Here is a 17,481-nt window from a genome sequence, read left to right as displayed (position 1 = left end):
CGCAGCCGGGCCCCTCGTGGCGAAGCTGGCGCCACGCAACGCGTTTATCTCCAAGTGCTCAGCAGCGCTCTTCCTACAGTTGTCGCAGGACCAGAGGAGGCTCGCCGCGATCATGTTCACGGACATGGTCGGATACACCGCCCTCACCCAGTCCGACGAGTCCAAGACCATGGACCTGCTCCGCAAGCAGGACGCCCTGCTGAGACCGTGCTTCCCGAAGTTCAACGGAAGGGAGGTGAAGTCCATCGGGGACTCGTTCCTGGTAGAGTTCGAAAGCGCCCTGGACGCCCTCCGGTGCGCGGCCGAGGTCCAGGCCATCCTGCACGACTACAACGAGACCGCCGGGGACGGCTGGAGGGTCGTCATCAGGGTCGGAGTGCACCTGGGGGACGTGATCCACCGGGACGGCGACGTCTTCGGGGACGCCGTCAACATATCGTCGCGCATCGAGCCGCTGGCCGAGCCGGGAGGGGTGTGCGTCTCCAGGCAGGTGTACGACCAGGTCAGGAACAAGTTCAACCTACCGTTCGTCTCCCTGGGGGAGAAAGAGCTGAAGAACGTCAGCTCCCCCGTCGAGGTGTTCAGGGTCAAGATGCCCTGGGAGTCGAAGCCGCCGCAGGAACGGCGGCCCGAGGGGAGGAGGGTGGCGGTCCTGCCGTTCTCAAACATGAGCCCGGAACCCGGCGACGAGTACTTCGCCGACGGCATGACGGAGGAGCTGATCTCCACCGTGTCCCGAATCGAAGGCGCGGAGGTCATCTCCCGGACCTCAGTGATGCAGTACAAGAAGGCCGTCAAACCGATCAGGGAGATCTCGAGGGAGCTGGACGCGGGGACCGTCCTGGAGGGGAGCGTCCGGAAGGCAGGCAACAAACTCAGGGTCACCGTGCAGATGATAGACGCGGTCAAGGACAGGCACGTCTGGGCGGAAAGCTACGACAGAGACATGAACGATGTCTTCGCCATCCAGACGGACATCGCGGCGAGGGTGGCCGACGCCCTGAGGGCGCGCATGTCTGACTCCTCCCCGGCCGCGGCCGGGTCCACCGGCAACCCAGACGCGTACACGGTCTACCTGCGCGCCATGAGCCTCTGCCACGAGGGGGCCGAGTCGAGCCAGGAGGAGGCCATCGCCCTGCTGGAGTCGGCCGTGGACAGGGACCCTTCCTTCGCGAAGGCCTACGCCCTCCTCGCCGAAACCTACAGGCACCTGGGCTACTTCGGCGACTATGCGGGAAGCCTGGCGAAGGCAGAACGGGCCGCCCGGAAGGCGCTCGAGGTCGGCCCGGAGATAGCTGAGACCCACTCCGCCATGGCGAGCGTAGACATGGGGCTCGACAGGTTCCAGGAGGCGCGCAGGGAGCTCGAGGAGGCTGTGAGGCTCAATCCAAACCTCTCCGACGCCTACAGGCTCCTGGGCGAGGTCGAAGGCGCCTTCGGGCGCCTCCAAGCCAGTGAGGCGAACTTCCGGCGGGCATACGCCCTCGACCCGCTCTCATCGATCGACGGGATCCTGCTCTCGCAGGTGCTCCTCATAGAGGGGAAGAAGGACGAGTCGTCCAAGATACTCGGCCACATGCGCGAGCTCTACCCGCACAACTACCACCTCCAGGATGCGGTCACCGCCTCTTATCTCATAACCGGGGACTACGGAGCCGCCTGGGACGCCATCGAGTCGGGGCTCAGGGACGGCCGCGGGAACACGATGCTGCAGGCGGAGAAGGCGGTCTATTTCGCCCTCCAGGGGAAGAGAGACGACGCAGACGAGGCCATCAGGGACATCGGGGGCGGCGACGCCAGCTCCACCCTCGTCCTGCAGACGTCGTTCGTGGTCAGCGCCTTGCTGAAGGACTACGACAGGGCTTTCGCCTTCCTCGACCAGCTCGCCGACGCCCACGCGTGGGGGTTCCTGATCAAGACGGACCCGTTCCTCGGCGAGCTCCGCAAGGACCCCCGCTTCGCGAAGTTCTGCATCAAGGTAGGTATCCCGGTCTAGCCTAAGGAGGGCGCCACCTCCTCGGCCTCTCCTAGCGGGGAGCGCCGTGCCGCGGCCAGACGGGCCCTGGTGTCACCCTGCCTCGTACGCATCAGGACGGCCCGTCAGAACGTGGCCACCGTCCGCCCCTTCTCCCTGTCCCACCAGGCCCTCCCCATCGACTCGGTGTTGTAGGCCGCCCCCACCCTCCCCTTCGAGTCCACGGTGACTATCCCTGCCGTCCCTTCCCCCCTCGCCTTCGTGACCATCTGGATCGCCTTCGTCGCCCCTCCTGCCGCGCCGGCCCGCGAGACCAACTCGACCGCCTTCATCGACAGCGAGACCCTGATGATGTCCTCCCCTGACCCGGTCGCGCTCGCAGCTCCACCCGTCCCTGCGAACACCCCCGCCCCCAGTATGGCGGAGTCCCCCACCCGCCCCGGGAGCTTCATCCACCTCCCCCCCGTGCTCACGGCCGCGGCCGGGACACCGTCAGCCCCGACGGCCGCCGCCCCTACTGTGTCCCCTGTCCTGAACCGCCTGACGAGGCGGAGGTTGCTCCTGTAGGGAGCCTTCCCTCTTAACGCCCGGAACCTTTCGAGCGCCTGCGCCGACGGCGTCAGCTCCTCCACCCTGATACCAGCGAGCTTCGCGTAGTCCCTGCACCTCTCCCCTACGATAAGGACATGCTCGGTGTTCTCCATCACCCACCTCGCCAGCGCGACGGGGTTGTGGGTGCAGGTGACGTTGCCGACCCCGGCCCCGGCCAGACGCTCGGCGCTCATCACGGCGGCGTCCAGCTCGGCCTTCCCCTCGGCCGTGAGGCACGCCCCCCTCCCGCAGTTGAACAGCCCCGAGTCCTCCATGCTCCTCACCGCGGCGACGACCTCGTCGATCCCTGACCCCTTCTTCATGGCCGACAGGCCCGCCTCCACCGCGCCCTCCAGCCCGCCGTACCGTCTGTCGTTCTTCGCGTACCTCCCGCTCCCGGCCCCGCCATGGACTATGATGGATGGTTTCAGATGGCTCTCGAGCCTCGGGCCCGTCCGAACGTATGAAAAGCTTAACATGACAGAGAGGGTCGTGCCCCTTCGTCGAAGGACTGTTGGCCGTACAGGTTGGGCGCGCTTGAGTCACGTTTGCTTGGTCCGGGGAGAAGATGATTAGCGTCCCCAAAGGGGTGCTGCGCCTGGCCGCCCTGAAGATGCTGTCCGAGTCGTCCCTCTCGGGGACGGACCTTGCCAGCCAGATAAGGCGCGCTACCGCGGGCGAGTGGAGCCCGGGCCCCGGGTCCATCTACCTGATGCTCGGGGAGCTGCTCAGGAAGGGGCTGATCACAGAGCTGCCTAAGCGCGAAGGGAACGTCCGGAGGTACATCATATCCGGGAAGGGGAAGGAGGAGCTGGCGAGGCTGACGAAGGAGACCGAGGCGGACGTGGCCCGGCAGCTGCGGCTCCTGGCGGTGTATTCAGCCCTGGCAGGGAGGAAGGAGCTGAAGGAAAAGGTCATGGCGATGGCGGGCACCCTGGAGGGCGGCCCCGAGCCCGGAAAGGGTTAGAAATGCTCGCCGTAGGTAACGCGTCCATTGGCTGACAGGCCGGCGGAGGTCGAAAGGACCGGGATCGAGCACGTCCCGGAGGAGGAGCGCCACGGCTCCCCCGGAAGGACCTTCACCCTCTGGTTCGCCGCGAACCTGACGGTGGCCGACTACGTCATAGGGGTCCTCGCCGTGAGCTCCTTCGGGCTCACCTTCTCCCAGTCCGTCCCGGTCCTCCTGGCAGGGAACCTCCTGGGAGGGGCGATGCTCGGCCTCTCGGCGGCCATGGGGCCGAGGCTCGGATTCCCCCAGATGCTCTCCTCGCGGGCGACCTTCGGCCGGCGGGGGAACTACGTCTTCGGCGGGCTCAACTGGCTCAGCACCGTCGGCTGGTTCGTGGTCAACACGATCCTCGGGGTCACGGCCCTCCAGGTGGTCTGGCCCTCGCTGAACTACTACGCTGCCGCCGCCCTGCTCGTCGCCGCCCAGGTCCTGATAGTCGTCTTCGGCCACGACTTCATCCACCTCTACGAGAAGGTGATGGCCGTGGTCCTGGGGCTCCTCTTCCTCGGGGTCTTGGCCTCCGCCCTCGGGGCCGACAGAGGGCAGCTGGTCCTCCTCGCCCCTGCCTACCCTGACATCACCCTCGGCTCGGTTGGGGTGGTCCTGGCGGTCTCCTTCTCCTATCTTATGAGCTGGTCCCCCTACGCGTCGGACTACAGCAGGTACCTCCCGTCGGGGGTCTCGGGGAAGAGGGTCGCCCTGTTCGCCCTGGCCGGAGGCGCGGTCGCGTCTTTCGCCGTCGAGGTCATCGGGGCGGTCGTCGGGACCCTGACCCCGAACCTGGGGCTCTTCCAGGGGCTCTATCAGCTCACGGGCTCCTTCGGCCCCTACGCGATCCTCGCCATCCTCCTCGGGGCTGTAGCCGCCAACTCGCTCAACCTGTACACGAACTCCCTGTCCGCCCTCGTCCTCGACGTAAGGACGAAGCGCTGGATAGCCGTGATAGCCGGCGGGGCGGTGGGGCTCGCGCTGACCTTCTACGGCCAGGCGAACTTCGCCGCTAACTTCGAGTCGTTCCTGCTCGTCCTGGACTACTGGATCACGCCGTGGCTGGGGGTGGTCCTGGTGGACTACTTCGTCCTCGGGAGGACGACTGTGGCGACCGCGGCCGACCCGCGCATGTGGGACTGGCGGGCCCTCGCGGCGTATCTCGCGGCAGTCGTGATATCCGTCCCGTTCATGGTCCCTGCGCTCAACCTCGGCTACCCCTTCGGCGCCCTGGCCTACCTCTTCGGAGGCGCCGACTACTCCTACTTCGTCTCCTTCGGGGTCGCCTGCGCGCTGACGTTCGTCCTGAGGAGCGGGAAGGCGCGCTCTTCCGGCTAGCCGGACGCCCCGTCCCGGCCAGACGAACGCGAGTCCCTTCGGCCCTTTACAGGCGCAGAAGACTCATCAACTCCTTCAGACCAGGAGGCGTCCCGATGCATACAGGCGAGCTGGGGAGACCATAGCAGGACCCCCCGACTCAGGGAGCGGAGGGAAGCCTCGCTCTCTTTTCCACCAGAGGGTATTCGCAGGGCTCTGGACCGGCTCGGTGGCATCCTCTATCGGGTCTTCGGCCGGGCTCCTCACCATAAACTGGCTCGTCTACACCATCACAGGCTCTCCCCTCGACGTCGCCCTGATCGGCGTGGCGGGGGTGGTCCCCAGGGTGTTCTTCGGGGTCTTCAGCGGTACCCTCGCAGACCGCTACGACAAGCTGAGGCTGATGGTGGTGGCCGACGCGTTCCGCGCGGCGACCATGGTCGCGTTCGCCGCGTCCCTGGTCCTCTTCGGGTTCCAGCTCTACGTCGTCCTCGGCGCGGTGTTCGTCTTGGGGATGGGGCAGTCTCTGTTCCGTCCCGCCATCAACTCGTTCCTCCCCCGGGCGGTCGACAAGGAACAGCTGGGCTCTGCTAACGGGCTCTTCACCGCGGCGCAGGAAGTGGCGTCCATCGTAGGGAGCCCGCTCGGAGGGATCATGATAGCCACGGTGGGGGTGGCGGCGACGCTGGCCTTCAACGGCGCGAGCTACGTCGTCTCGGCCCTCCTGATAGTCTTCGTCTCGCTCTCCCTTTCGTCCAGGGCGCCGGCCGGGGCTGACACGAAGGAGCACCCTCCGTTCATGCAGCAGCTCAGGGGCGGGTTCTCGTACATCAGCGGGGAGAGAGGGCTCCTGAAGCTGACCCTCGCGTCGTTCGGGGCCAACTTCTTCCTCAGCCTCTTCTTCACGTTCATAGTGGTGTACGTGAGCGCCGTCCTCCACCAGCCCGCCTTCGTCTTCGGTCTTCTCGGCGCGGCAGGAGGGCTCGGCTTCGCCGTCGGCTCGCTCCTGGTGGGGAGGCTCCACCCGGAGCGGCGCTTCGGCGTCTGGTTCGCGCTCCCCTGGGGGATCGCCGGCCTGTGCATCCTCGGGCCGGTGATATTTCCCGCGCCGGCGACCGCGGCCGCTTTCATCTTCGCGGGCACCGCCTTCGGCGGGTTCGGCAACACCACCTTCTTCACAGGGGTCCAGAAGTTCGTCCCCCACGAAGTGCTCGGCAGGTACCTGAGCATCGACGAGGTCGGGAGCCTGGCGGCGAGCCCAGCGGGGCAGGTGGCGGGAGGGGTGATCATCGCCGCCTATGGGGTCGGCTTCGATTTCATGCTGGCCGCCCTGGGGACGGCGGCCTTCTCCTTCGGCCTGCTCCTGTTCTCCGACGTCCGCTCCCTCAGGGTCTGACCAGGGCCCGCGCCCCGGAGACGGGACGCCAGGACCGGTTACGACGACCCTCAGGCTTTTATCCCGTCGCCGCGGGAGGGAACCTCGTGTCTCAAGAGACGAAGTTCAAAGTGAAGATCTACCCTTCGGCCAAGCCCAAGAAGGTCCCCAAGGTCGTTTCCGCGGAGCTGAAGGGCGCGGCGAGCGCGAAGGCGATATCGAGGATGAAGAAGGAGAGCGTCGACTGCCCGGTGTTGAAGAAGGAGGTCGCCTTCCTCGTCTGTTTCGCCTGCCCGTCGTTCCTGCGGAGGGTCGAGGGAGTGGTAGACTGCGCCGGCGTCCGGGGCCCGCCGCAAGAGTGGGTCATCGGCTGACCCTCGCCTGAGCTTTCTGGCGTCGGCAGGGACCGTCTAAACGGGAAATCGTGCCGGAGACAGGGGATGTGCCGACCGGCTCAGCCCTTCAGGAGCCCCACTGCCAACCCTATCAGGAAGGTGATGGACGAGTAGGGGAGGTATCCGGCCACCCTGTTGGCGTAGGCGGTGATTGTGGCCTGCGTCGACCCTGGCTTCACCAGGCCGGCGAGCGGCGTCAGCACCTGGGAGGGGGTGAGGATCCCCAGGGCGATCAGGAGGACGACCAGTACGGCGATGGCTATCCCGATCTTGATGGCGTTCCTGATTATCACTCCGACTATGAACCCAATGATGATGGGGACGATGGCCGCGATGAGGAATGTCGTCGACAGGTCAGGCAGCGCGATCGTGACCAACAGAGATGCGAATCCCTCTCCCGTATTATAATCTATGCTGTTTTTGCGGCGCCGACCCCCGGAGGCGCAGGCCGGTCCTGAAGAGGGGTGCTGGCCCCCGAGGCTTAACCATATTATGCCGACGGCCGACCGCCGACCTATGGCCGACCGGCGCCTGATGTGGGCAGCGGTGACCTCCGCGGTGGCGGCGGTCCTGTTCAGCGCGTTCGTGCACTCCAGCCTGAGCGTCCCCAGCATCTACAGCGACATCGGCTCCTTCTGGGGGAGGAGCTGGGTGGCCGCCGGGCAGGTCCCCGACTCTTCCCCGGGCTCCTTCCTCGAGTACCCTCCGCTGGCCGGGGTCTTCCTCTACGCGGCGAGGGTCGTCGGAGGGTACCTCTCGGGTGCTGTCGGAGGTCTATACGCTGGTTATTACGACTCGTTCAGCGCGCTCAGCCTCGCGGCGGGGGCCGTCATGGGGTGGTCTACATGGCGCCTCGCCAGGGCCCTCGGGACCGAGCTGAACCCTGTCTACTTCTTCCTGCCGAGCATGCTGATCTACAGCGTGTACAACTTCGACCTCTTCGACGCGCTCTTCGTGGTCCTCGCCCTCCAGTTCTTCGTCGAGAAGAGGCCAGGGTGGTCGGCGGTCTTCCTGGGCGCGGCCGTCGCCACCAAGGGGATAGCCATCGTCCTCCTCCCCGTCTTCCTCCTCGAGCTGTCCGGGAGGAGCCCCCGGCTGAGATATCTCGCCGTCTCGCTGGCAGCGGCCGGGGTCTCGTTCGTCCCCATAGCGCTGTTCAACTTCGGGTGGTTCCAGCAGTTCCTCAGCTTCTTCTCAGGGTGGGGGCTGGAGGACGCCTGGTACATCTGGATCCCGTGGTTCTCGAACCCGTTCTCCCACCTGGCCAAGGACTTCGGGTACGCGGTCGTGGCGCTCCTCCTGGTCAGGGTCTACACCCTGAAGATGCCTCTGGTCCCCCGGAGCTTCCTCGCGCTCACCGCCTACCTCCTCGGGACCTACATCTACGCCCCGCAGTTCAACGTCACCCTGGTCCCCGTGATCGCCGTCCTGGGGGTCGCCACCCCCGCCCTCTATCTCTTCGACGCCTTCAACGCCCTCATCATACTGACCTGGTTCGTCCAGCCGAGCGTGATCGGGGGAAGCTCGTGCCCGCCGGCGTCGGGGAACGACCCGACCTGGTGCCCCACCTGGGCCTGGACCTGGCCGCAGCTGATGGCTCTCCTCCGGTCCGCGTCCCTCGCGCTCGTCGGGCTCTCCGTCGCGTCTACGTCAGGGCACTCGCTCGTGGGGTGGCTGAAGACCAGGGGGCTATTCGGCGGCGAGACGTCGGTCCAGACGAAGCTGTAGCCGACGAGTCCCCGTCATCTTGCGGCTCGCCAACCGAAGTCCGCTAGCTCTGCTTCCCGTCCAGGTACTGCCACCCCTCGCGCTCGTCCCAGTCCCAGGTGAAGTCGTCCGGGATGTACATCCCGTAGGCGACGCACCCCTGCCAGACGTTGTAGACGGGGTGGCTAGTGAGCTTGACGTCGACCCCCTGGATCCCTTTCTCCTCGAGCATCAGCCTGAGCTTGGTGGAGGAGTCGACAGCGAACGGCTCCGTCCCCTGGGGGACCTGCCAGGAGAACCCTCCCCCGGAGAGGAAGATGGACCTGTAGAGCGCCGGCTGGATCTCGAAGCTGCACTTCTGGACGGACTGGATTATGACCTCGGCGAGGTCGGTGGTGCCGGAGATGGCCTTCCCTTCGGCGTACGAGTCGGCCGGCTTCGGGAACCCGCGCCTGTAGTATGAAGCGTAGTACTCGTTGGACGGGTCGAAGAAGTACTCGCCGATGAGGTACCTCTGCCAGCTGTTCTTGTCGAGGTCGATGGATATCCTGGTGTTCGGGATCCTGAAGACGAACCCGTGCTTGGGGTTGCTCTTGTCCGCCATCACCTCCTTCAGGCTCTTCGGGACGAGCCCCACCGCCTCCTTGAACAGCTTGACCAGCTTCGGCTCCCTGGCCAGGTCACCGTACCCCGCGTCCCTCAGTATCTCGGCTGCGACCAGGTCGCAGTCCCCGCCCCCGCGGTTCATGGTGATCAGCGCGTTGAAGATCATCCCGCTGCTGACGGGCGCCACTTGACAATTTCCGGCACCCGCTTCGAGGACGGTGCACGCGAGGACCTTCTGCGATATCGCGACGGCGAAGGGCTGGGGGATGATGGAGATGGCCTTCACGACGTTCCTCCCCTCCTCCTGGTTGATCTCTCTGTGTATCTCGAAGAGCCTGTCGTACATGTACCTCGGCGCCGCCGCCGACAGCGCCGCGACCACCTTCACCCCCTCGAACCCGGGGGTCTCGGGGACGTGCCTGAGCAGCGCGTACCTGGTCAGCTCCTTGACCACCGACCACGACCTGTCGTCGTCCCTGTCGATGACCCCGCTCCGCATCGGGTAGACCATCCTCTCGGCTATGTCCCGCTTGGCCTCCACGAAGTTCGAGACGTCCGGCCCCACCACCAGGAGCTTCTTGTCCGCCCCGCCGGTCATCCTCACCATGGAAGAGCGGGTGTCCGGGAAGTAGCCTCTGTTCTCTATCGCGTCGGGGATGTTGCCGAGGGTGGCCGGGCCGAACTTCAGCTCCGAGGTGCCGTAGTCCTCGCCGAAGACAGAGAACTCCTTAGAGCGCGACAACCCTCTCTCCCGTCTCATGGTTGCTACTTTAAGGATTCGAGCTCTCGTTCCGATTCTGAAGGGATGTCCGCCTGCCGCCCCTCCTCGGGGGCCCTCGAGCTCCCGCCTGGCCGTCTGCGTCCGTCGCCACCTGCGGCCCCCAGCATGCGGGCGGTGACCCCGGGGGTGAACTTTTTGTCAAATCTCGCTGTCACGATGGCGCAACAAGGATGACCTGCCCGCTGATATCGCGCAGGGGCGCCTGTCCGCTCATGACTCGCGCCTTCTGCGTGAAGGAGAAGAAATCGAGGGACATCGTCGCACCCAAGACGGTGACCTTCAAGAACGGGCGCCATGCCCTGAAGGGCAAGTGCGCTTCGTGCGGGACGACCCTGTTCAGGATAACAGGGAAGTAGCGCCTTCTCTCCTTCGGAACTGGGGAACACGCCTATCGTGGATGCCGGACCGCGGCGTCCACTTGTTTTTGTCGAGCCCCATCTTCCCCCTTGCGCCCGGGGCCGGAGAAGCCGGCCTCGACCACCCCCTCGACCACCCTCGACCCTGCGGCGATCTCCAGCAGGGCCAGTGGCAGGAGCACCCCCACGGAGAAGTCCGCGGCGACAGTCCTGAAGTACAGGTCCACCGGCGTGGTCCCGCCCCCGAGTAGGAGGTAGAACGTCAAGCCCAGGAGCGCTCCCTCCGCGACTTTGAGCCTCCCCTTCCAGGAGACGCCCAGCTCCGACCCTTTGAGCAGAGCCTCGACAGCCGCGACTGCGACCAAGAGCACGGCATAGGGCGCTCCCATGACGAAGCCGGCGAACCCCGAAGTCATGACGAGCCCGGCGCCCGCCCCGGCCGCGCGGGAGACCACTCCGCTGACCGCTCCTTCCGCGAGCCTCGGGGCGACCACGAGCACGACAACGTAGGTCGCCGCCAGCCCGACCCCGCCGCACCACCTGAGGGTCCTCCCTCGATGCGCGTCCTCCCCGCTCCCGTCCCCTCCCTTCCTTTCGACCGCGCCCGCGGCGATCAGGGCCGCCGGCAAGGAGGCCGCCAGCGCTCCTCCGGCTGCGGGGGACGCGGCCGCCGTAACCACGCTCGCGGCGACGGTGAGGCCCACCGGCACGATTCCGCCGACCTCGGCCTCTCCCGTCACCTCACCGCTGAGGTTCCCGATGACGGTCGCCGGGGACGTCACGTTGAGGAAGGGGACCTGGAAGGCGACCTTCCCCCCGGGCGGGATGTCTACCGACCCTATCCCGTGGGAGAGGAGGACCACACCGCCGTCGACGACCTTCACCTGCAGCCCCGAGACCGCGATCCCCAGGAACCCCTGGTTCGATATCTGCACGGGGACAGTCACCAAGGACCCGGCGACCTTGACGGGCGCGCCGGTGGTCAGCCTCAGCCCGGATACAGACGCGGCAGGGACGACTATCAGGGCCACCCCGGACGCCAGGAAAAGCACGAACGCGACCCCGAGCCACTTCGCCGGGCTCATCCCGGCCCGATGACCCCGTCGCGCATCTCGTACACCTCTCCCAGGCGGTCCCTCATCCTCTGGTCGTGGGTCGATATCACCACGGCGGCCCCTATCTCCCGGCAGAGCCCCTCGAGGAGCTCCAGGACCTTCCCCCCGGTCGCCGAGTCGAGCTGGCTCGTTGGCTCGTCGGCGAGGACGAGGGCCGGGCTGTTCACCAGGGCCCTCGCCACGGCGACCCTCTGCTGCTCCCCCACGCTCAGCTCCCGGGGCTTGCGCCTCTCCTTCCCCCCGAGCCCGACCGCGCCGACGAGGTCCGACGCCCTCCGGAGCTGGGCGTCTGTGGGACTCCCGGCGAGGGCCAGGGGGAGCCTCACGTTCTCTATCACCGAAAGCTTCTGCATCAGCCTGAGCTGCTGGAAGACGAACCCCATCCTGCGGAGCCTGATCTCCCTCCTCCGGGGGACTGGCATCTCCGCGACGTCCTTCCCGTCGAAGCAGGCCTTTCCCGAAGTCGGGGTCAGGAGGGTCCCGAGCATCCCCATCAGGGTGGTCTTTCCAGACCCGGAGGGACCGACTACCCCCACCACCTTCCCCCCTTCGACGCTTATGGTGGCCCCTTCCACTGCCTTCACGTCCCCGTATGCCTTGGTCGCCCCTTCCAGAGCCGCCACCGGCGGGCTCATCCCAGCCTCCTGACCACCCCGACGGTGGTCCCCACCGCGACCGCCACCCCTATGGCGAGCACCCCCAGCACTGCGAGGACGGTGTCCGCCGGAGGGAGTATGGTCCCAAGGGTCCCCAGGGAGACGGAGAGGGACAGCCCGGCGTACCTCTCGAACACGAAGGCCGTGGCCGCCCCCGAAAGGACGGCCCCTGCCCCCGCCCCAGCCAGGGCCACCAGCGCGGTCTCGGCGAGGGTCACCCTCAGCACCGACCCTCCAGAGGCCCCCATGGCCACCATCGTAGCGAGCTCCTCCCTCTCTTCCAGTATGTTCACCATGACTATCACCGTGACGAAGAGGCCGGCCAGGACGGACGCCACCGCCGCCATGGCGAGGTCGAAGGTCCCCACCGAAGACAGGAGCGGGGCCGTGATCTCCTGGCTCGCCCCGTAGGAGAGGACCCCCACCCCGGGGACCGACGACTCTATGCCCGCGGAGACCCCCGCGGTGGCGTTGTCGGTGTTCACCAGGACGGCGGAAACCAGGTCCGAGTACCCGAGGGACTCCTGCGCTGTCTGAAGCGGCATGATCACCGCATTGCCGAGGACTATGTTGGAGGTGTACGCCACCCCGCTCACGGTCAGCACGTTGCCTGCTTCGTGGATGGTGGAGCCGACCCCCAGCCCTCCGGTCGACGCGAGGTAGTTCCCCACGACCACCTGGTCGGGTGACGCGGGGTAGCTCCCCTTGAGCGTCAGGGGGGTGGCGGAGGCGAACATGGAGAAGTTCTGGATGGGTATCCCGATGGTGATGTTGGACGGGACCAGCCCGTTCACGTCGACCACTATCAGGATGGGGGTCGCGGACGTCACCCCCTTCACGCTCGCCACCTCCGACACCGCTCCCTGGGAGATGACAGCCCCCAGGGGGAGGCCCCCAAGAAGGAGCGCCCCCTTCGACACTACAAGCAGGTCGGCGTGGTAGATGGTGTAGCTCTGGTCGACGACGGTGGTGTACCTGGCCGACACCGCGGTGACAGTCAGCACGAGCACGATGCAGAGCGCGATCCCGGCCACGGAAAGGGAGGTCCTCAGGGGCTTCCTGAACGAGTTGCGGAGCCCCAGGGACGCCAGAGACACGCGGCCTTCGGCGGCCCCGTCTCTATTTAGGGTGATTCGCCCTGGGCCGACCGGTCGCCTCGAGTCCGATAGCCAAGGCCTATATATCGTCGCTCACAAAAGCGTGCGGTTGAATCACAGGACGGCGCTCGCTCTCATCGGTGCGGCGTTGCTCGCCCTCTCCTTCCTTCCGATGTCGGCCGGGGCGACGACCTCCACCACCTCGTCCTCATCAAGCTCGAACTCATCGGTCACGGTGACCGTGGGGCCCACCGGGTCGCTTACGCTGGCTGAACAGTCTGTGGACGAAAGCTACTCGACCCCTGGGACCGTCCCTAACGTGACGGCGAGCGCAAGCGTGTCGAGCTCTGGCGGCCAGTCGGTGGCGACCATCCACGCCACAGCGACGCTGCCTGCGGCGGATGTGGCGAACATCACGGGGTCGATCTCAGGGCAGGGGAGCTACGCCAACAAGCAGTCGTCCGGAACGATCACGATCAGCGGCTCGCCGGGGATAAGCAACCCGACCTCCACCCTCGACCTGACTTACAGCGGAACTGCGTCCGCCCTTACGGCCCAAGGGAGCGTCAAGGTCACCTACGGTACGTACACCATCAGCGGGCAGACAGTCGACATAAACGAGACAAGCTTGCCCCAGTACATCTCCGTTTACCAGAGCCACTTCAACACGACCGAGATCAACACCCTGCTGGCCCAGAGCCCGGTCTACGCCGCGGCGAACGTCACGGCGACCGCCTTCACGATAACCGACAGCCCCGGGGCTTCTTCTGCGACCATCACCATAACCCTCGACCTCACAGGGAACTTCACTGCTCTCCCAGGCGCGGAGGTCGCGTCCATCTGTGCGACCTCTTCCCTCAGCCGGTGCGCGGCCGAGGCGAACCTCCTCAACGCTGTCGACAACGCCGTGACAGAATACCAATACTCCTTCGGCTACTCCTCCGGGACCATCACATTCGACGCGACGGTGACCGGGCCCACGAACTTCAACATGAACTCGATCATACAGGCGGAGTCGCAGTCGTCCGCGTCGTCCGGGAACTTCACTTCGGCGCAGAGGGCCTTCTTCAATTCGACCACCTCCGACATCAGCGGACTCACCTTCAACGCGCAGACGAACCAGTCTTCGAGCGGACTGGTGAAGACCGAGTTCAAGCTCGGCGGGCTCGTCCTCAACCCGACCGTGCCCGTCTCCAGCGGACAGTTCGACGAGTCCGGGTTCTTCGACGCCATCGGGACCACCCAGGTCAACATGACGATTCAGACGACCGGGGGCGGCAAGCTGACCATCCCCTCGGGGGTGCCGGCTCCCTCTTCGCAGACTTCCACGTCTGCCACCTGGATAAACGTGAACGGGTCGGCCCTGGCGCCCATGAGCTTCAGCGTGGGGACGGTCTCCACCACTCAGAGCGCCACCGCGAACACCACGACCGGCAGCTCCATCCCAGAGTTCCCGTTCCAGTCCGCTGCGGTGTTCGTCCTCATAGCAGGCGTGTTGGCGGCCTACCTGCTGACGAGGAGGTCGCTGACCTCCAGGGCCGGACCGGCGCCGACTCCGCGCTGACCCCGTCCCAGACCTAGGCGGCCAGTCTATCCGTGGCGCCCCGGAGCTCCTTCTCCACCTTCTCGACCTGGTCCAGCTCGGACGCGCGCGGCCAGATCCTTCTCGCGTAGTCGGCCATAGACATCCCCTTGCTCAGCTGGGACACTATCACCTTCACGTCTGAGTCGGCCTGGGCCTTGTTCATCAGGACCTCCATCAGCCTCTTGTTCGCCCTGGCCCTCACCTCGCGCGCACGCTCGAGCGCCTGCCTGTACTCCATGGACGAGGCTCCCAGGGGCTTCGCGGCGGAGAGCGCGTGCTCCGCCTTCGTCACGTCCTCGAGGAGCCCCGCGTCCACGCCGAGGCCCCTCACGTCGATCCTCGGCTTCATCGCGGCCAGGAGCTCCTCGGCGCTCTCCACGACCATGAGCTTCCCCCCGGTCCGGGCCGCGACTTTCTGCAGGGTCTCCAGGTTGATCTTCGCTCCTATGGCTATTATGTCGATGATCGCCTTCATGGCCACCTTGTCGCTCACCACCCTGTCCGGCTTCGGCCCCACGTTGGACTTCTCGTCCGTTATCATCACGAGCTTCTTTATCCTCCTCAGGGGCCCGTCCTCGGCCGCGTAGAGGAGCTTCAGCCCGTCCTCGATGGCTATCCCTGACGGGGTGGCCCCGCTGGTCTCGATGGCGTTCATCTTGGACTGCATCCCCTCCTTCGTCAGGGCGTCGGCCCGGGTGACGGGTATCACCTCCCTCGTCATGTCCTGCCCTCCCTTCAGGAACATCCCTCCGAGCCGGGTGGGCGCCTGGAACGTCATCACCCCGAGCCTGCTGCCGAAGGGGAGCTGGCCGCTCCCGAGCAGCCCCGCTATGGTCTCCCTCACCAGGTCCATCTTGACGAAGCTGGTCCCCCTGGGGGACCTGTGGACGTCGGCCATGCTGGAGGAGGCGTCGATGGCGTAGAGGATGTCCCACAACCCAGGACCGATGCCTGCCGGGGGGGCTTAAATGCGCTCTCCGCCGCCTGCGCTCCGCAACAAGGGTCTAATCCCCGACTGCGGCGCGGGGCTGGCCCTGGTGGCTGCCGTGAGGAATGAGTCTTACATCAAGCTCGCATCGGAAGCGACGTAGGGCTCGGCAGGGACCGGGCGCTTCTCGTTCGGCGCGGGCGCCTGCTCCGGTTGCAGGTGCCGCGGAGGACTCGCAGGTCCCCCTAAGCCTGTCCGCTCTCGTTCTATGACGGCGGAGCGCTGGCCGTGTATGCCCAGTTGACCGTGATGGCCGTCGTTTTGTCCCCGAAGGACGACACCACCTCCACCTTCCAAGCTGCGACCGTCGTGGTGAACAGGGGGTTGTCTCCCTTGGACGCCACGGTCTGCAGGAGGTAGACCGTCGGGTTGCTCGGGTCCGTGAAGACCATGACCGTCACAACGTCCTTGGTCCCGACGCCGGTGGTGTTCATGGTGAGCGTGACCGTCCCCAGGCTCCCAGACGGGCTCGCGTAGATCGTCGCGGCGGGGGAGGACGGGGTGAGGACGCTGGCGCCGCTCCCCACGGTCATCTGGGGGGTCTGGGCCAGCTTCGCGATGCTGGCCTGGAGCGCGCTGACCTGCGACGAGATGCCTGCGAGGTCGGCGTCCACCGTGGAGAAGCCGCTGGCGACCGATGTCGAGAGTGACGAGACGCTCGACTCCAGAGCAGTTATGCTAGACTCTACAGTGGAGATGCCGGCCTCTACGGTGGAGAATCCCGACGCCAGACCCGTCGAGATCCCCGAGAGTGCAGTTGAGACGCCTGAGAGCCCTGACTGGATGCCGCTGATGCCGCCCGATATGCTGGTGAAGTTCGACATCAGGTCCGACTGGAGGGTCGAGAAGTCCGACTGGAGCACCAAAAAGGTCTCCGGGAGGGCCGACGCGAACGTCGCCCTGAAGGCCGTTGCCGCCCCTACATTGTCTGTCCCTCTGCACCCAGAGACGCAGTCATACTGCGTTCCGGGGGTGGCAGACGGCGCTTTGTAGGAGTAGACGAGGGACCCCAGGGTCGTGTTCACGCCGAAGACGACGCTCCCGCCGTCCGTGGTGCTGTTCAGAGGGATGACGAAGGGCCCCCATGATGCCGAGAGCCCCCAGGCTACACCGGCCGGGATGCCGCTCTGGTCGAACGTCACGACGTAGCACGACACGCCGGTCGGCTCGACGCCAGTCAAGGGTGGGATGGATGTGGGGGCGACCCCGCAGTAGTCGAAGATCACGCCCGGAGCCGTGTGGAAAAGATCGTTGTTTATGTAGAATGACACGCTGGGAGCGTTGTAGATGCCTGTGGTACCATGGATGGCGGTCCCGTTCAGCGTCCCTGCGTTGTTGATGGTCCCGAAGTTTGAGATGCCGGCTAATGCGACGACTTCGACCTGACCAACGCCGGCGTTGCCGACGCCGGAAATGCCGATGAGCGTCCCTGCGTTGTCGATGGTCCCTCCGTTGGCGACGCCTTCAGAGGCGCCGGACGTCACGTTGATTATCCCTGCGTTGTTGATGGTCCCGTTATTCTTTATGCCGGGGTTTCCGTCCCCGTTGATGTACCCTTCATTGTTGACGGTACCAAGGTTGCTCAAGCCGGTGCTTCCCGCTTGCAAGGTCAAGGTCACCCCTGTCCCTACGTCAAGCGTCTCGCCAGCTAACACGTCTAAAGGTGCCGCGACGAGGCAGGTGTCGGTGGCCGGGGTCCAGGTCGCGTAAGGCGACAGGAGCGGGCACGCCGACGACCCGTCAGTCGTCATGAGCGCAACCGTTTGCGTGCTGAGGGCCGTCGCGTTGGTCGACCCGGCGAGCGCGACCGTGCCGAAGGCTGATGCGACGAGCAGAGAAGCGACCAGGAATGCAGACCTCTTCGAGTCCCGGAACTTCCTCAATGCCCCAAATCCCTAACCTGTTAGGGATTATATCCTTTCCAAAGAAGCCGACCTTGC

At 66.0% G+C, this 17,481-nt stretch carries 16 protein-coding genes; 8 read left to right on the top strand and 8 right to left on the bottom strand.

The genetic code is table 11. From position 1 onward, the window contains the following. Nucleotides 1–79: 79 nt before the first annotated feature. The gene (locus JRN21_05370) at nt 80–1,996 is read left to right on the top strand and encodes a hypothetical protein (protein ID MDG6988741.1); all 1,917 of its coding nucleotides are present in this window, start codon (nt 80–82) and stop codon (nt 1,994–1,996) included. Nucleotides 1,997–2,100: 104 nt separating this feature from the next. On the opposite strand, the gene JRN21_05365 is transcribed toward JRN21_05370, so the two are convergent. Continuing rightward, on the bottom strand, nt 2,101–3,045 hold the full coding sequence (locus JRN21_05365) for an isoaspartyl peptidase/L-asparaginase (protein ID MDG6988740.1): 945 nt from the start codon (nt 3,043–3,045) through the stop codon (nt 2,101–2,103). Nucleotides 3,046–3,134: 89 nt separating this feature from the next. On the opposite strand from JRN21_05365, the gene JRN21_05360 reads away from it, so the two are divergent. The 4 genes from JRN21_05360 to JRN21_05345 all read left to right on the top strand — a co-directional run bounded on the left by JRN21_05360 (nt 3,135) and on the right by JRN21_05345 (nt 6,629). Further along, nucleotides 3,135–3,533: a PadR family transcriptional regulator gene (locus tag JRN21_05360; protein MDG6988739.1), complete on the top strand. Its 399-nt coding sequence runs from the start codon at nt 3,135–3,137 to the stop codon at nt 3,531–3,533. Between the two features lie 27 nt (nt 3,534–3,560). After that, nucleotides 3,561–4,901: a cytosine permease gene (locus JRN21_05355; GenBank protein MDG6988738.1), complete on the top strand. Its 1,341-nt coding sequence runs from the start codon at nt 3,561–3,563 to the stop codon at nt 4,899–4,901. A gap of 208 nt (nt 4,902–5,109) precedes the next feature. Beyond that, a complete protein-coding gene (locus JRN21_05350) occupies nt 5,110–6,276 on the top strand; it encodes an MFS transporter (GenBank protein MDG6988737.1) in 1,167 nt (388 codons plus the stop codon). An 86-nt stretch (nt 6,277–6,362) separates the two neighbouring features. After that, entirely contained in the window at nt 6,363–6,629 is a 267-nt protein-coding gene (locus JRN21_05345) for a hypothetical protein (protein ID MDG6988736.1), read from the top strand. A gap of 80 nt (nt 6,630–6,709) precedes the next feature. Here the strand turns inward: JRN21_05345 and JRN21_05340 are convergent, their stop codons facing one another. Then, nucleotides 6,710–7,027, bottom strand: coding sequence for a hypothetical protein (locus JRN21_05340; GenBank protein MDG6988735.1), 318 nt, complete (start codon nt 7,025–7,027; stop codon nt 6,710–6,712). Between the two features lie 139 nt (nt 7,028–7,166). Here JRN21_05340 and JRN21_05335 point away from each other — a divergent pair, with 139 nt between their 5' ends. After that, nucleotides 7,167–8,378: a hypothetical protein gene (locus tag JRN21_05335; protein ID MDG6988734.1), complete on the top strand. Its 1,212-nt coding sequence runs from the start codon at nt 7,167–7,169 to the stop codon at nt 8,376–8,378. Nucleotides 8,379–8,421: 43 nt separating this feature from the next. On the opposite strand, the gene JRN21_05330 is transcribed toward JRN21_05335, so the two are convergent. Beyond that, nucleotides 8,422–9,723: a hypothetical protein gene (locus JRN21_05330; GenBank protein ID MDG6988733.1), complete on the bottom strand. Its 1,302-nt coding sequence runs from the start codon at nt 9,721–9,723 to the stop codon at nt 8,422–8,424. A 233-nt stretch (nt 9,724–9,956) separates the two neighbouring features. Here JRN21_05330 and JRN21_05325 point away from each other — a divergent pair, with 233 nt between their 5' ends. Beyond that, nucleotides 9,957–10,100, top strand: coding sequence for a hypothetical protein (locus JRN21_05325; GenBank protein ID MDG6988732.1), 144 nt, complete (start codon nt 9,957–9,959; stop codon nt 10,098–10,100). A gap of 32 nt (nt 10,101–10,132) precedes the next feature. Here the strand turns inward: JRN21_05325 and JRN21_05320 are convergent, their stop codons facing one another. Genes JRN21_05320 through JRN21_05310 form a run of 3 tightly spaced genes read right to left on the bottom strand, consistent with a single transcriptional unit; the run spans nt 10,133 to nt 12,968 of the window. Continuing rightward, nucleotides 10,133–11,185 carry a hypothetical protein gene (locus tag JRN21_05320; protein ID MDG6988731.1) on the bottom strand — a complete coding sequence of 351 codons (1,053 nt, stop codon included), beginning with the start codon at nt 11,183–11,185 and terminating at the stop codon, nt 10,133–10,135. Continuing rightward, nucleotides 11,182–11,850: an ATP-binding cassette domain-containing protein gene (locus JRN21_05315; protein MDG6988730.1), complete on the bottom strand. Its 669-nt coding sequence runs from the start codon at nt 11,848–11,850 to the stop codon at nt 11,182–11,184. Before JRN21_05315 ends, JRN21_05320 begins: the two co-directional genes overlap by 4 nt. Further along, entirely contained in the window at nt 11,847–12,968 is a 1,122-nt protein-coding gene (locus JRN21_05310) for an ABC transporter permease (GenBank protein MDG6988729.1), read from the bottom strand. The genes JRN21_05315 and JRN21_05310 overlap by 4 nt, the downstream gene beginning before the upstream one ends. A 109-nt stretch (nt 12,969–13,077) precedes the next feature. Between JRN21_05310 and JRN21_05305 the strand changes: the two genes are divergently transcribed. Continuing rightward, nucleotides 13,078–14,532 (top strand): hypothetical protein, encoded by a 1,455-nt coding sequence (locus JRN21_05305; protein MDG6988728.1) that lies wholly within the window; start codon nt 13,078–13,080, stop codon nt 14,530–14,532. Nucleotides 14,533–14,545: 13 nt separating this feature from the next. On the opposite strand, the gene JRN21_05300 is transcribed toward JRN21_05305, so the two are convergent. Both JRN21_05300 and JRN21_05295 read right to left on the bottom strand, forming a co-directional pair. Then, complete coding sequence (locus JRN21_05300; GenBank protein MDG6988727.1) at nt 14,546–15,490, bottom strand: VWA domain-containing protein; 945 nt, start codon at nt 15,488–15,490, stop codon at nt 14,546–14,548. Nucleotides 15,491–15,747: 257 nt separating this feature from the next. Further along, nucleotides 15,748–17,424 (bottom strand): hypothetical protein, encoded by a 1,677-nt coding sequence (locus JRN21_05295; protein ID MDG6988726.1) that lies wholly within the window; start codon nt 17,422–17,424, stop codon nt 15,748–15,750. Nucleotides 17,425–17,481 lie beyond the last annotated feature (57 nt).

Source organism: Nitrososphaerota archaeon (genome assembly GCA_029785825.1).
Taxonomy (GTDB): Archaea; Thermoproteota; Nitrososphaeria; order Nitrososphaerales; family Gagatemarchaeaceae; genus UBA183.
The sequence above is the reverse complement of the archived record's forward strand: the minus strand, read 5'-3'. Positions and strand labels throughout refer to the sequence as shown.